Consider the following 13,500-nt stretch of genomic DNA (forward strand, 5'->3'; position numbering starts at 1 on the left):
CGCGGACGGATGGTCCGCCCGTGAAGGTCCTGGTCACCGGGGCCAGCGGGTTCCTCGGGCAGGCCACCGCCGCAGCTGTTCGGGACGCCGGGCACGAGGTCCGGACGTTCCAGCGCCGTCCTTCGGGAGTGCGCGGGGTGCATGACGTCGCCGGGACGATGACCGACGCCGCCGCGATCGCCCGCGCGGTCGACGGGGTCGAAGCCGTGGTGCACCTGGCCGCGAAGGTGTCGCTCGCCGGGGACCCGGCCGACTTCGCCCGGGTCAACATCGAGGGCACCCGCTCACTGCTGGCGGCCGCCCGTGCAGCCGGGGTCGGGCGCTTCGTCTTCGTGTCGTCACCGTCGGTCGCGCACACCGGTTCGTCGCTCGTCGGGGCCGACGCCGGTCCGGCCGAGCCGTCTCGCGCTCGTGGCGACTACGCCCGCACCAAGGCCGCGGCGGAGCTGCTGGCACTCGACGCCGACGCCCCGGACTTCGCCGTCGTGGCGGTCCGGCCGCACCTGGTGTGGGGTCCGGGTGACACGCAGCTCGTCGGACGGATCGTCGAGCGTGCTCGGGCCGGACGGCTCCCGCTGCTCGACTCCGGCGCCGCGCTCATCGACACGCTCTACGTCGACAACGCCGCGACGGCCATGGTCGCGGCGTTCGAACGCGTCACGGACGACGGCGTCCACGGCAACGCGTACGTCGTCACGAACGGTGAGCCCCGCCCGGTCGCCGACCTGCTCGCCGGCATCTGCACGGCGTCGGGCGTCCGACCGCCGCAGTGGCACGTGCCGGCCGCGGTCGCGCGGGCCGCGGGCTCCGTGGTCGAGGCCGTCTGGCGCGTCCGACCGGGGGAGGACGAACCGCCGATGACCCGGTTCCTGGCCGAACAGCTCTCGACGGCGCACTGGTTCGACCAGCGACGGACCCGGAGCGACCTGCGGTGGATCCCGTCGGTGTCGATCGACGAGGGGCTCGAACGGCTGCGCGCCGCGGCTCAGGCCTCGTCGGCCGCCACGTAGACCCAGGCCGTCCAGCCCGAGGCCAGCGTGACCCGGATGCGCTGGTAGTCGGCGACCTCGTAGCCGTCGACCGCGCGGAGCTGCCACTCGTACCCGAGCGTCAGGGCCACACCCTCGACGACATCGCCGGCAGAGCCGCGGCGGAGGATCGGGTGCCGGTCGGAGCCGCTCGTCCGGATGACGTCCGGGTCGGTGATCGTCACCCAGTCGAGCCGCCAGCCGGGCAGGGAGTCCGGGGCGGTCGGGACGTGGTCCCCGAACAGCGACTCCTGCACGAGCGGCTGCTGGAGCGTGCCGTACGAGAAGACCCGGTGCGTCTCGCCGGGGCGCGGCGTCGGGCGCTTTCCGGGACGCGGAGTGATCGCCGGGGTCGAGGTCCAGACGAGTGCACCGGCCAGTCCGGTCAGGCCGAGGTGCAGCAGCCCGATGATGCCGAGGGCGCCGCCCCAGTAGATCCCGGAGTCGTCGCCGAGGCAGCGGGACTGCGGCCAGATCTCGGAATCGGAGAGGCACCCGTACCGGTTCGTGATCCCGACCACCAGCCCGATGACGCCGACGACGAGACAGACGAGCGCGAACGCGCCGAGACCGATGACCCAGCGCTGGCCGGGGGAGAGACGCTTCACGTCGCGAGGCTAGCGGACGGGCAGTGGACTCCGGGACCACCCGGGTGGGCCGACCGGGTCGGGTGGGGCGGGCCTCCAGGCCGGGACCGTGTGCACGACGTCAGCCGGTGAAGCGGGTCCAGAGCTCGGCGACGATCGGCCAGACGTCGCCGGCGCGGTCGGCGGAGCCGACGGCGACCAGGACGACGGGGACCAGGGTGACCGCCATGCTCACCAGGACGGCGAGCACGACGGCGGTCGTCGCGGTCGCGGTGTGCCGGCGGGTCAGGGCGAGCAGGAGCAGGCCGAGCACCACGACCGCACCGAGCAGGGCGATCAGGGTGACGCGGACGAACGGGAACGGCACGAGACCGGCGGTCGTTGCGGTGACCCCGCCGAGGAACCCGACCAGCGGCAGGAAGCCGCCGACCGCGACGGCGAGGACGAGGAAGACCCCGATGCCGCCGGCGATCCAGACGCCGCGGGGTCGGGGGCGCCGGGCACGGGACCGGCGCCCTCCGGACCAGGCGGTGGTCACGGCTGGTCCCGGTGACGGGGAGCCACTGCGGCATCCGCTGCCGCATCGGCGGCGACGGCTGCGTCGTCGGCCGCGTCCGCCGCGGCATCGGCAGCGTCGGCGGCCCGGTCGCGGGTCGTGCCGGCCGCGTCGACGACGACGTCACGGACCTGCTCGGCGGCGTCCTTCGCGGACGATGCCGCATCGGCCGCCTGCTCCGATGCCCGGGCCAGGGACTCCGAGGCGGAGTCATGCACACGCTCGCCCGTCTCGGCGGCGGCGTCGACGGCACGCTTCGTCGTGTCGGCGGTGGCGTCGGCAGCCTGCTTCGTCGCGTCCGCCGTGGCCGACGCTGCCTGCTTCGTCGCGTCCGCCGTGGCCGACGCTGCCTGCTTCGTCGCGTCCGCCGTGGCCGTCGCGGCGCGCTTGGTCGCGTCCGCGGTGGTCTCGGCGGCCCGCTTGACGGCGTCGCCGGTCGACTCGGCCGCCTGCTTCACGGCATCGGTCGCCTGCTCGGCGGCGCGGCCGAGCAGGGACTGCTCGTCGTCGAACGGTCCGTGCACGTCGAGGACGCGCACGTCGACCGAGGTGCGGAGGTCGGACAGCTGTCGGGTGGCTGCGGTGACCTGCTGCCGGACCTCGGCGGCGACGTCCAGCACCGGGTGTGGGTAGCTGACGACGACGGCGACCTGCACGGCGAGCACACCGTCCTCTTCGTCGACCTGCACGCCGGCGGTGCCCGCCGAGCGGCCGAGCTGCTTCCGCAGCTGGTCGGCGGCACGGGCGGCGATCCCGCCGAGGTGGTGCACGCCGGGCACGCCGAGCGCGGTCTCCGCCGCGGTGCGCGCGACGATCGTCGCGGTGCTCGCGTCGTCGGGCAGCGGCTCCGTCAGTGCTGCGGGCAGGGTCACCTCGGTGACCTGCGTGTTCGCATGGGGGTCGTGCTGCATGGTTCCTCCTCGTTCGGGATCTGCGCGGGGACGCATCGGGGCACCCGTTCGACGGGTGCCCCGATGCGGTCGTGCGACCTACTTCTTGAAGACGTCCTTGACGTCCTCGCCGGTCTGCTTCGCGCTCGCAGCGGTCTGGTCCTTCTTGCCTTCGGCGACCTTGGCGTCGTCGTTGGTCAGGTTGCCGACGGCTTCCTTCGCCTTGCCGGCGAGGTCCTGAGCGGCGTTCTTGATCTTGTCGTCGAGTCCCATGACGGGTCCTTTCGTGAGTGGGCGTGCGCCCGGTGGTGTGGTGGTGGGCCGGGAGGCCCGGGGTGCGTCCGGCTGACGGGTGTCAGTGGACGCGGGTCGACTTCGCGAGCGCGGAGCGGGTACCGCCGGTCAGGTGCACGAGCACCGGGACCGGACGGCCGAGGGTGCGGTCGAGGACCGCGACGGCTCGGTCGACGGCGTCGAGCACGCTGACGGCGTCCCCGCCGCGGCGGACCGCGACACGGATCCGGGCGGCGCGCTGCCGGCGGACGAGGTAGGTGTCGACCCGGGAGCCGACCACGTCGCGGACACCCGCGAGTTCGTGCTCGAGGACGTCCCGGACGAGTGCGACGTTGACGGTGACCGCATCGTCGCCCGAGTGCTCCCGGACGGCGACGGACGTGCCGCCACCACCGCGGGTGAACACCCACACGAGGGACAGGACGATCACGAGGGCCGCGGCCCCGGCGACGATCCACAGCGTGGACGCGGGGACGTCGAGGCTGCGGGGGAGGTCGACGTACGGCTTGACGGCGTCCTGGACGGCGGGCAGCACACCCGCGCCCATCGCGATCCCGACGACGACGGCGACGAGGCCGAGGACGAACAGGATGATCCGGTTGAGGGTCCGGTTGCTCTTGGTCATGCGAGGGTTCCCTTCTCCTCGACCCGGACACGGACGCGTCGGCCGAAGCGCTCGTCGAGACCGCTCAGACGCTCCACGACGGCGGCGCGGACGCTCGCCTCGTCGACCGGCACGCCGGTGACGGGGACGATGCGGACCTCGGTGGAACGGCCACGGGCGGTGGCGGAGGCGTTCCCCTCGGGGACACCGGCCGCCATGCCTGCAGCGTTCGCCGCGGTGGAGGCGACGATGCGGGCGTCGATGACGACCGCACCGCGCTCGTGCTCGACGACCGATCGGTGCTGGCGACCGGGCTTGAGCGCCAGGACGACCAGCACGACACCGAGGACGACGAGCACACCCGCGATGACCTCGACGATGGTGACGAACGCGGCGTCCGGACGGAGCGCCGTGTCGACCACGGTCTGGGGGTCGGCGACCAGCGGCGGGCGTCCGATGGCGCTGAGCACCGCCTCGGTGCCGATCCAGGCGGCCACCAGGGCGAGCACCACGAGTGCCACCGCCACTGCTGTGGAGCGGGAGCGGTGCACGCTCCGACGACGGATGCGTCGTTCGACGGAACCGTTGCTCATGATGGCCTCCTAGCGGGCACGGGACTCGTGCTCGCGCACGATCCCGGTGAGTTCGATGTGGGCACTTCCGACGCGGCGCCCGGTCAGGTCGCTCACGCGGCCCTTGACCTGGTCCGCGATCCGGATCGACCCGGAGACGATGTCGTCGCTCGCGGCGATCGGCCCGGTGATGTCGAGCGACAGTGCTCCCGACGCGTCGCCGAGTCCGACGCGCACCCGCTTGGCGGGGGCGCCGAGCCCTTCGGCTGCGACGGCCCGCGCCAGCGAGGTGAGCGCGCGTGCGGTGATCTCGACGCGGCCCGGGACGTCCGGGCCGGCGTTCACCGGGAGCTCCGGCGTCCGGTCAGCACGTCGGTCAGGGCACCGCGGTCGATGCGCCCGGTGGCGAGTGCGGCCACGAGGGCCCCGATCGCACCGAAGACGATGACGAGCACGAAGCCCCAGAACCCGAACTGCAGTGCCACGACGGCGAGGACTGCGCCGATGAGGGCGCCGATCAGCGTGTTGCTCATGCGACTCGGGCTTCCTTCTTCTCGTCCTCGTTGTCGTCGTCGTCACCCGGGATGTAGACGTCCTGGACGGTCACGTTGACCTCGGCGACCTCCATGCCGACGATCTGCTCGAGGGCACGGGCGACACCGGCACGGACGCCGTCGGCGACCTGCTGGAGCGACACCGGGTACTCGGCGACGATCACGATGTCCGCGGCGACCTGCTTCTCGCCGACCTCGACCTTGACGCCCTGACCGAAGTCACGCTGGCCGATGGCGTCGCGGATGGCGCCGATGGCACGGGCCGCGCCGTTGCCGAGGGAGTGCACGCCGTTGACCTCGCGGGCGGCGATTCCGGCGACCTTCGACACGACGGTGTCGTCGATGACGGTCTTGCCGGTGACGCCGCTGGTGCCGGCGTGCGAGGTGGCACGGGTCGCCGTGGTGGCCGGGGTGGGGGTGATGGTGTCAGCCATGTTCGTTCCTTCCGTTGACCCGCCGGGCGTTCCCAGCGGTTGCTGTTCACGGATGAGACGGGCTGTGGAAGAGATTCGTCACACACGACTTCTCGGATTCGGGTGATGTCCAGGGATCCCCGGAAAACCGGGGATGTGGGTGTACCCCCGGGGGTGTCCGGTCCGGCCGTTCAGCCGTTTCCGGCCGCGCCGTTGCGCTCTGCAGCGGCCCGCATGGCACGCACACAGGCCATCGGGGACTCGCCGCGCTCCTCGCGGAAGAGCTGCTGCAGCCGCCGGGGGAGCACCCCTGCGGCGGCCGCGATGCCGTCGAGCGTGAGCGGGTCGTCGAGGTGCTGTTCGATGTAGGACACCGCACGACGGACACGCCACGACGCCTTGCCGGCCTCCGGCTGCGCAGCCAGCGACGCGCGTTTCGTCACGGCGGGGTCCTCGCCGAACCGGTCGCGGTAGGTCTCGGCGAACCGGCCCGGGTTGGTGAAGCCCCAGCGGCGGGCGATCGCGGCGATGCCGGAGGACACGAGCGGACAGTCCGCCGGGACGACCGGGCCGCCCCGGTCCGCGCGGAGCAGCTCCTCGCGCACCCGGTCGAGGCGGTGGTCGCGGAGGAACCGGTGCGGGGTGGTGTCGAGCGTCCGGGCGAAGACGTCCTGCAGCCCGCGCTGGCTCAGTCCGCACGCGGCGGCGATGGTGGGGACCGAGGGGCGTTCGGCGGCGTGCAGCTCGATGAAGCGGATCGCGTCGCGGAGCCGGTTCGCCACGGGGACGTCGTCACCGCGGTTCCGGATCGGGAACGTGTCGAGGATGACGACGGCCAGCCGGCGGTTCAGCGCGGTCCGCATCGGCCCGAGCACGCGCTCGTCGACCAGGGCCGGCCCGAGTTCGCGGATCAGGTGCCGCAGGGGTTCGCGCCGGGCGACGACCTCGTCCTGCTGGTCGAACAACAGTGGGCCGTCGGGCAGGCGGTAGCCGAGGTCGCGGCCGACGCTCCGCAGGAACCGGTCGGACACGTGCACGCCGTTGTAGACGGTGCCGTCGGACTCGAACCGGTAGGCCTCGGACGCCGACGCGATGTACGGGCTGCCCGGCTCGACGACGCGGGTGCGGTCGGCGAAGTGCATCTCGAGCCGGCCCTTGGTGAGCCAGAACACCACGTGGTCGTCCCGCACGCCGATGACCCCGCCCCGCCGACCGCCCTCGGCCCGCATGGTGCGCAGCGACAGGTCGTCGTCGCCCACGACCGTGTACTCGTACCGGGTGTCGTCGGTGGCGAAGGTCTCGGAGGCGAAGTCCGAGCCGCCGTACTCGGCCGCGAAGATCTCGGAGTAGTCGGAACCCTCGCCGTCGGAGAACCGCAGCCGGCGGAATCCGTTCGTCGTCGAGGGGTCCATGCGCTGATCATGCCATCAGTTGCACCGGACAAGGAAAGGAATACCCTAGGGGGGTACCGTATTGAGAACGGTGGAGGCGGACATGCACGAACACGTCGGGTACATCGGCGACAAGGACGACCTGCTCAAGCGACTCCGTCGCGCCGAGGGGCAGGTGCGCGGCATCGCGCGGATGGTCGAGGACGAGACGTACTGCATCGACGTCCTGACCCAGATCTCGGCGGCGAACCGGGCGCTCGAACGCGTCGCGCTGTCGCTGCTCGAGGATCACCTGGCGCACTGCGTCGCCGAGGCCGTCGCCGAGGGCGGGGACGCCGCCGACGAGAAGGTGCGCGAGGCCAGCCAGGCGATCGCCCGGCTCGTCCGCTCCTGACCCTGACGACCCACCACCGAGAAGGAGACACCATGACCACCGAAACGCTGCTCGTCGAGGGCATGACCTGCGACCACTGCGTGATGAGCGTCACCGAGGAACTCACCGAGGTCGACGGGGTGTCGGGCGTCGACGTCCGACTCGTCCCCGGCGGATCGTCCGAGGTCACCGTCAGCTCGGCGGTACCCGTCGACGCGGACGCCCTCCGCGCCGCCGTCACCGAGGCGGGGTACGAGGTCGTGCGCTCGTGACCGACCGCACCGTCGAACTCGACATCACCGGGATGACCTGCGCCTCGTGCGCGAACCGCATCGAGCGGAAGCTCGGCAAGCTGCCCGGGGTCACCGCCACCGTCAACTACGCCACCGAGAAGGCGCAGGTGCAGGTCGCCGCGGACGGCACCGCCGACCCCGAGGCGCTGATCGCCGCGGTGGAGTCGGCCGGCTACGGCGCCACGGTGCCGGCCCCGCCCGCCGCTGCTGACGCCGACCCCGCGGTCGACGAGGACCCGACCGGCCCACTGCGCCGACGCCTGGTCGTGTCCGCCGTGCTCGCGGTGCCCGTCGTGGTCCTCTCGATGGTGCCGGCGCTGCAGTTCCCGAACTGGCAGTGGCTCGCCCTGACGCTCGCGGCGCCTGTCGCCGTCTGGGGGGCGCTCCCGTTCCACCGTGCCGCGTGGGTCAACGCCCGGCACGGTGCCGCCACCATGGACACCCTGGTGAGCGTCGGTGTCCTCGCCGCCTTCGGGTGGTCGCTGTACGCCCTGTTCTTCGGCGACGCCGGCACGACCGGCATGCACATGACGTTCTCGTGGTTCGCCACGGACCCCGAGGCCACCGACCTGTACCTCGAGGTCGCGGCGGCCGTGACGGTGTTCATCCTCGCCGGCCGGTACATGGAGGCCCGCGCGAAGACACAGTCCGGTGCCGCACTCCGGGCACTGCTCGAACTCGGTGCGAAGGACGCCACCGTCCTGCGCGACGGCGCGGAACACCGCGTGCCGACCTCGTCCCTCGTCGTCGGCGACGTCGTCGTGGTGCGACCCGGTGAGCGGATCCCGAGCGACGGCCTGGTGCAGGACGGCTCCTCGGCCGTCGACCTCAGCATGCTCACCGGCGAGTCCGTGCCGGTCGAGGTCGGCCCGGGCGACCGGGTCACCGGTGCCACGATCAACGTCGGCGGGCGGCTCGTCGTCGCGATCACGCGTGTCGGCGCCGACACCGAGCTCGCCCGGATGGGTCGCCTGGTCGAGGACGCCCAGACCGGCAAGGCCGAGGTGCAGCGTCTGGCCGACCGCGTGTCCGGGGTCTTCGTGCCGATCGTCATCGTGCTCGCCGTGCTGGCCTTCGTCGGCTGGCTCGTGTTCGGCGGCTCGGTCACCGCGGCCTTCACCGCGGCCGTCGCCACCCTGATCATCGCCTGCCCGTGCGCTCTCGGGCTCGCCACGCCCACCGCGCTGCTGGTCGGCACCGGACGCGGCTCCCAGCTCGGCATCTTGATCGGCGGTCCGCAGGTGCTCGAGCGCACCCGCGGCGTCGACACCGTCGTGCTCGACAAGACCGGCACCGTCACCACGGGGTCGATGACCCTGCGGTCGGTCACCGCCCTGGACGAGACCGAGGACGTCGTCCTGCGCCTCGCCGCAGCGGTCGAGGACGGCTCCGAACACCCCGTCGCCCGCGCCGTGACCACCGCGGCCCGTGTCCGGGGCGCTGACCTGCCCCAGGCCGAGCAGTTCACCGCCACCGCCGGCGCCGGTGTGCAGGCCGTCGTGGACGGCGACGTCGTCCTGGTCGGCACGACCCGCTGGCTCGCCGACTCGTGGTCGATCACCCTGCCCCCGGTGCTGTCCGACGCCGTCGACCGCGCCGAGGCCGACGGGGGCACGGCGGTCGTCGTCGCCCGGAACGGCACGGCCCTGGGCGTGGTCGTCGTCGGCGACACCCTGAAGCCCGAGGCCGCCGACGCGATCGCCCGCTTCCGTGCGCTCGGCCTGCACCCGGTCCTGCTCACCGGCGACAACGACGGGGCCGCACGAGCGGTCGCCGCGAGCGTCGGCATCGACGAGGTGCACGCCCGCGCGACCCCGGCGTCGAAGCTCGAGACCGTCCGACGGCTGCAGTCCGAGGGGCGGAGCGTCGCGATGGTCGGCGACGGCGTGAACGACGCCGCCGCACTGGCCGCGGCCGACCTCGGCATCGCCATGGGGGCCGGCACCGACGCGGCCATCGCGGCGAGCGACATCACGGTCGTCAGCGGTCGGCTCACCGTGGTGGCCGACGCCATCCGGCTGTCGCGCGCGACGCTCGGCGTCATCAAGGGCAACCTGTTCTGGGCGTTCGCGTACAACGTCGCGGCGATCCCGCTCGCGATGGCGGGGCTGCTCAACCCGGTGCTCGCCGGTGCGGCGATGGCGTTCTCGTCGGTCTTCGTCGTGACGAACAGCCTGCGGTTGCGTCGCTTCGCGGCGCAGCCGTGAAGCCGGCCACAGCCGTGAACCGGGCGAACCGACCGCAGCCCTGAACCCGGCGAGCCGACCGCGGCCCTGAACGCGACCGGCCAGGAGGCGTGACGCGCGCAGCGAACGCGAGCCGCGCCTCCCGGCCGACTGTGCGCACCACCTGCCGGAGCGCACTACGCTCGAAGACGGTCCGCGACGCAGCGCTGCGTGACCCGCGGGCTGTACGTCTTGAACGTGATCCCCAGGAGGACCGAAGTGACCGAATCCGCTCCCGTCGACCCCACATCGACCGAAGGCTGGAAGAAGCTCGACAGCATCGCTGCCGACTTCACCCCGGACCTGCGAGGGTGGTTCGACAGCGACCCCGGTCGTGCCGAGCAGTACACCTTCCAGGCAGCAGACCTGACCGTCGACCTCTCCAAGGGCCTGGTGACCGACGAGATCCTCGCCGCGCTGCTGCAGGTCGCGAAGGACACCGGCGTCGCCGAGCGCTTCCAGGCGATGCTCGCCGGTGAGCACATCAACGTCACCGAGGACCGCGCCGTGCTGCACACCGCGCTCCGCCGCCCGAAGGCGACCGAGGGCCTCGTGCCGGCGGCGCCCCTGACCGTCGACGGTCAGGACGTCGACGCCGACGTGCACGCCACGCTCGACAAGGTCTACGGCTTCGCCGAGCAGGTCCGCAGCGGCGCCTGGACCGGTGTCACCGGCAAGCGCATCGAGACCGTCGTCAACATCGGCATCGGTGGCTCCGACCTCGGCCCGGTCATGGTCTACGAGGCACTCAAGCCCTACGTCCAGCCCGGCCTCGAGGCCCGCTTCGTGTCGAACATCGACCCGGCGGACATCTACGAGAAGACCGCGGACCTGGACCCCGAGACCACGCTCTTCATCGTCGCGTCGAAGACCTTCGGCACGCTCGAGACCCTGACGAACGCGCGCCTCGCCCGCCAGTGGCTGTGGGAGGAGCTCGGCCTGACCGACGCCGCCGACGACGAGAAGAAGAACGCCGTCGCGAAGCACTTCGTCGCCGTCTCCACGGCGCTCGACAAGGTCGAGGCGTTCGGTATCGACCCCGAGAACGCCTTCGGCTTCTGGGACTGGGTGGGCGGCCGCTACTCGGTCGACTCGGCCATCGGCACGAGCGTCGTCATCGCGATCGGCAAGGAGAACTGGGAGCAGTTCCTCGCCGGCTTCCACGCCATCGACGAGCACGTCCGCACCACGCCGCTCGAGCAGAACGTCCCCGTCCTGATGGGCCTGCTCAACGTCTGGTACACGAACTTCCTCGGTGCGCAGAGCCACGCGGTCCTGCCGTACACGCAGTACCTGCACCGCTTCGCCGCGTACCTGCAGCAGCTCACCATGGAGTCGAACGGCAAGCGCGTCCGCTGGGACGGCTCGCCCGTCACCACCGAGACCGGCGAGGTCTTCTGGGGTGAGCCCGGCACGAACGGCCAGCACGCGTTCTACCAGCTGATCCACCAGGGCACCCGCCTGATCCCGGCCGACTTCATCACGGTCGCCAACCCGGCCCGTCCCCTCAAGGACGAGACCGGCGACGGCAAGGGCGTCGCGCCCGGCACCGACGTGCACACGCTGTTCCTGGCGAACTTCTTCGCGCAGACCAAGGCGCTCGCGTTCGGCAAGAGCGCCGACGAGGTCCGCGCCGAGGGCACCACCGACGAGGGCATCGTCGCGGCGCGCACGTTCCCGGGCAACAAGCCGACCACGTCGATCATCGCGCCGGAACTCACCCCGAGCGTCCTCGGCCAGCTCATCGCCCTGTACGAGCACATCGTGTTCACCGAGGGCACGATCTGGGGCATCGACTCGTTCGACCAGTGGGGTGTGGAGCTCGGCAAGCAGCTGGCGCTGCAGGTCACGCCGGCCGTCGAGGGCGACCAGGCCGCGCTCGACGCGCAGGACCCGTCGACCAAGGCGCTCATCGCGAAGTACCTGGAGCTGCGGAAGTAACGCACGTCCCCACCTGACGGACGGGAGGCCCGTGGCGGATCCGCCACGGGCCTCCCGTTCGTCGTGTGCGTGCGCTGGCCGCGGGGCGGACGCCGGGCCGGTTTCGCGGTCAGCGACACCTCACGCGCGCCGCGGCCCGTGAGGTGTCGCCCAGCGCGAAACGCCGTCTGCCGCGCCGCGCGGCCCGGTTCAGCGGGCGAGCGGGTCGAGGTTGAGGGACGTGCCCTCGTACAGGTGCTGGTCCTCGCCGAACACCTGGACACCCTCGTTGAGCCAGACCAGGTCGCGGACGGTGATGCCGAACCGCGCGGCGACGTCCCCGATCAGGTCGTCCGGTGCGACGCCGTAGGACCTCGGCGCACCGGCGGCCGTGGTCGCGGTGACGGTCCCGGTCGCGTTCGCCCGCCGTCCGGCGTCCTTCGGGTGCACGTTCGTCTGCCGCGCGGGGACGGACCACCGCACGGTGGACACCGCGAGGACCTTGCCGGCGGAGATCTCGACGGGGACGTCCTGTCCGGGCGCCGCGGCGGAGTAGGTCACGAGGGTGCCGAGGTGTGACGGGTCGACCCCGGATCCGTCCAACGGGACGTCGACCGCGGCCGCCGTGCTGGTCGGACCGCCGAGGGTCCGGTCACCGACACCGGGGTAGGTGAGCCCGTCGCCCACCGCACGGGGCAGGTCGAACAACGCGACGCCGATCGGCACCGGCAGCGTCGAGGTGATCCCGGAGTACTGCGCGGTGAAGGTGTCGTCGCCGTCCGCGACCACCCGGAAGTGGAAGTGCACGCTGCCCTTCGGCGAGGCCACGTCTCCCTGCGCCAGGACGGTCCCGGCGGGGATCGGTGTCAGCGTCGGTGCGGGGGCGGCGGCCTCCGTCGGCACCGGGGTCGGTGTGCGCGGGTTCGCCGACGCCTCGATCAGGTCCGATGCCGACTCGCCGTCCGGGGTCGCGGTCGGGGTCTCGCTCGCCGTCGGGCTGGACGCCGGCGGACTGGAGGGAGCGGGCAGGGCACCGTCCGGTCCCCGCAGCAGCGAACAGCCGGACAGCACCACGCCGGCCGCCAGCACGATGGCGATTCCGCCGGTCCGTTTCATGATGCCCCCTCAGCTCGAGGGTAACGCGATGGCGAACACACGGTCGTCGTCGCCGGCGGACTGTGTCCCGGGACGCAGTCCAGCTGCCGAGGGGGCGAGATGGTGTCGGTCGGAGCGGCTACGGTCGAGGGCATGGAGCGTTCGGAGATCCTCGCCGCGGCTGCCGCCGCGCACGCCGCCCGCATCGCAGCGGCCGGTGGTGACGACGTCGCAGCGCGTGAACGTGCCGACAGCGTCCGGCGCCGGGCCGACGGGCTCACCGACCGGTACGACACGGTCGAGGGCTCGGACACCGAGTCCGACGCCCGTGACGCCGCACGCCGTCGCGCGGGAGAGGCAGACCGCGCCGCCTCGCGCACCGAGGGCGTGCTGTCGGACTGGCACCGGATGGGCACCCGCCGTGGCGTCACCCCCGATGCCCAGGTCCGCACGGCCTGGACCGTGACCGGGGTCCCCGAGCGCGGCGACGCCCGAGCCCTGGCCAACGTGCTGCTCTCCACCGCGGGGCACGCCGGACGCGTCGCCGACGCCGCCCGACGCAACCCCGCCCTGTCTGGCGCCGCGAGTGCCGCCGCCCGACGGACCGTGCGCCGCTACACCGACCACGGCGCCGACATGGCTTCGTTGGGGGACGTCCTGGGCGACGGCCCCGTCGACGACGAGCGCTGAGCCCGATCCGCGGAT

At 72.6% G+C, this 13,500-nt stretch carries 17 protein-coding genes; 6 read left to right on the plus strand and 11 right to left on the minus strand.

Annotated elements, in window-relative coordinates; all coding sequences use genetic code 11:
- The first annotated feature begins 20 nt into the window (after window positions 1-20).
- Window positions 21-1,010 (plus strand): NAD(P)-dependent oxidoreductase, encoded by a 990-nt coding sequence (locus DEJ02_RS09070; protein ID WP_111032753.1) that lies wholly within the window; start codon window positions 21-23, stop codon window positions 1,008-1,010.
- On the opposite strand, the gene DEJ02_RS18670 is transcribed toward DEJ02_RS09070, so the two are convergent.
- The 10 genes from DEJ02_RS18670 to DEJ02_RS09120 all read right to left on the minus strand — a co-directional run bounded on the left by DEJ02_RS18670 (window position 986) and on the right by DEJ02_RS09120 (window position 6,910).
- A complete protein-coding gene (locus tag DEJ02_RS18670) occupies window positions 986-1,636 on the minus strand; it encodes a gamma-glutamylcyclotransferase family protein (protein ID WP_258378701.1) in 651 nt (216 codons plus the stop codon). The genes DEJ02_RS09070 and DEJ02_RS18670 overlap by 25 nt on opposite strands.
- 100 nt (window positions 1,637-1,736) lie before the next feature.
- On the minus strand, window positions 1,737-2,153 hold the full coding sequence (locus DEJ02_RS09080; protein WP_111032754.1) for an MFS transporter permease: 417 nt from the start codon (window positions 2,151-2,153) through the stop codon (window positions 1,737-1,739).
- Window positions 2,150-3,082 carry an Asp23/Gls24 family envelope stress response protein gene (locus DEJ02_RS09085; RefSeq protein WP_181440312.1) on the minus strand — a complete coding sequence of 311 codons (933 nt, stop codon included), beginning with the start codon at window positions 3,080-3,082 and terminating at the stop codon, window positions 2,150-2,152. The genes DEJ02_RS09080 and DEJ02_RS09085 overlap by 4 nt, the downstream gene beginning before the upstream one ends.
- 78 nt (window positions 3,083-3,160) lie before the next feature.
- Window positions 3,161-3,334, minus strand: coding sequence for a CsbD family protein (locus DEJ02_RS09090; protein WP_017885408.1), 174 nt, complete (start codon window positions 3,332-3,334; stop codon window positions 3,161-3,163).
- Window positions 3,335-3,416: 82 nt separating this feature from the next.
- Complete coding sequence (locus DEJ02_RS09095; protein WP_111032756.1) at window positions 3,417-3,980, minus strand: hypothetical protein; 564 nt, start codon at window positions 3,978-3,980, stop codon at window positions 3,417-3,419.
- Complete coding sequence (locus DEJ02_RS09100) at window positions 3,977-4,552, minus strand: DUF6286 domain-containing protein (RefSeq protein ID WP_027465998.1); 576 nt, start codon at window positions 4,550-4,552, stop codon at window positions 3,977-3,979. Before DEJ02_RS09100 ends, DEJ02_RS09095 begins: the two co-directional genes overlap by 4 nt.
- 9 nt (window positions 4,553-4,561) lie before the next feature.
- Complete coding sequence (locus tag DEJ02_RS09105; RefSeq protein ID WP_017885411.1) at window positions 4,562-4,876, minus strand: hypothetical protein; 315 nt, start codon at window positions 4,874-4,876, stop codon at window positions 4,562-4,564.
- Window positions 4,873-5,064: a DUF2273 domain-containing protein gene (locus tag DEJ02_RS09110; RefSeq protein WP_017885412.1), complete on the minus strand. Its 192-nt coding sequence runs from the start codon at window positions 5,062-5,064 to the stop codon at window positions 4,873-4,875. Before DEJ02_RS09110 ends, DEJ02_RS09105 begins: the two co-directional genes overlap by 4 nt.
- Window positions 5,061-5,519 (minus strand): Asp23/Gls24 family envelope stress response protein, encoded by a 459-nt coding sequence (locus DEJ02_RS09115; protein ID WP_111024451.1) that lies wholly within the window; start codon window positions 5,517-5,519, stop codon window positions 5,061-5,063. The genes DEJ02_RS09110 and DEJ02_RS09115 overlap by 4 nt, the downstream gene beginning before the upstream one ends.
- A 170-nt stretch (window positions 5,520-5,689) precedes the next feature.
- Window positions 5,690-6,910: an AraC family transcriptional regulator gene (locus DEJ02_RS09120; RefSeq protein ID WP_111032757.1), complete on the minus strand. Its 1,221-nt coding sequence runs from the start codon at window positions 6,908-6,910 to the stop codon at window positions 5,690-5,692.
- An 82-nt stretch (window positions 6,911-6,992) separates the two neighbouring features.
- Between DEJ02_RS09120 and DEJ02_RS09125 the strand changes: the two genes are divergently transcribed.
- The 4 genes from DEJ02_RS09125 to pgi all read left to right on the plus strand — a co-directional run bounded on the left by DEJ02_RS09125 (window position 6,993) and on the right by pgi (window position 11,721).
- A complete protein-coding gene (locus tag DEJ02_RS09125) occupies window positions 6,993-7,283 on the plus strand; it encodes a metal-sensitive transcriptional regulator (protein ID WP_027466001.1) in 291 nt (96 codons plus the stop codon).
- Window positions 7,284-7,315: 32 nt separating this feature from the next.
- Window positions 7,316-7,534 carry a heavy-metal-associated domain-containing protein gene (locus tag DEJ02_RS09130; RefSeq protein ID WP_181433179.1) on the plus strand — a complete coding sequence of 73 codons (219 nt, stop codon included), beginning with the start codon at window positions 7,316-7,318 and terminating at the stop codon, window positions 7,532-7,534.
- Window positions 7,531-9,762 carry a cation-translocating P-type ATPase gene (locus DEJ02_RS09135; protein WP_111032758.1) on the plus strand — a complete coding sequence of 744 codons (2,232 nt, stop codon included), beginning with the start codon at window positions 7,531-7,533 and terminating at the stop codon, window positions 9,760-9,762. The genes DEJ02_RS09130 and DEJ02_RS09135 overlap by 4 nt, the downstream gene beginning before the upstream one ends.
- A 237-nt stretch (window positions 9,763-9,999) precedes the next feature.
- The gene (pgi, locus tag DEJ02_RS09140) at window positions 10,000-11,721 is read left to right on the plus strand and encodes a glucose-6-phosphate isomerase (RefSeq protein WP_110861107.1); all 1,722 of its coding nucleotides are present in this window, start codon (window positions 10,000-10,002) and stop codon (window positions 11,719-11,721) included.
- Between the two features lie 189 nt (window positions 11,722-11,910).
- Here the strand turns inward: pgi and DEJ02_RS09145 are convergent, their stop codons facing one another.
- Entirely contained in the window at window positions 11,911-12,816 is a 906-nt protein-coding gene (locus DEJ02_RS09145; RefSeq protein ID WP_258378702.1) for a LysM domain-containing protein, read from the minus strand.
- Window positions 12,817-12,948: 132 nt separating this feature from the next.
- On the opposite strand from DEJ02_RS09145, the gene DEJ02_RS09150 reads away from it, so the two are divergent.
- A complete protein-coding gene (locus DEJ02_RS09150; protein WP_071405966.1) occupies window positions 12,949-13,485 on the plus strand; it encodes a hypothetical protein in 537 nt (178 codons plus the stop codon).
- The last annotated feature ends 15 nt before the right edge of the window (window positions 13,486-13,500 follow it).

It is taken from the genome of Curtobacterium sp. MCLR17_042, from assembly GCF_003234695.1.
Taxonomy (GTDB): domain Bacteria; phylum Actinomycetota; class Actinomycetes; order Actinomycetales; family Microbacteriaceae; genus Curtobacterium; species Curtobacterium flaccumfaciens.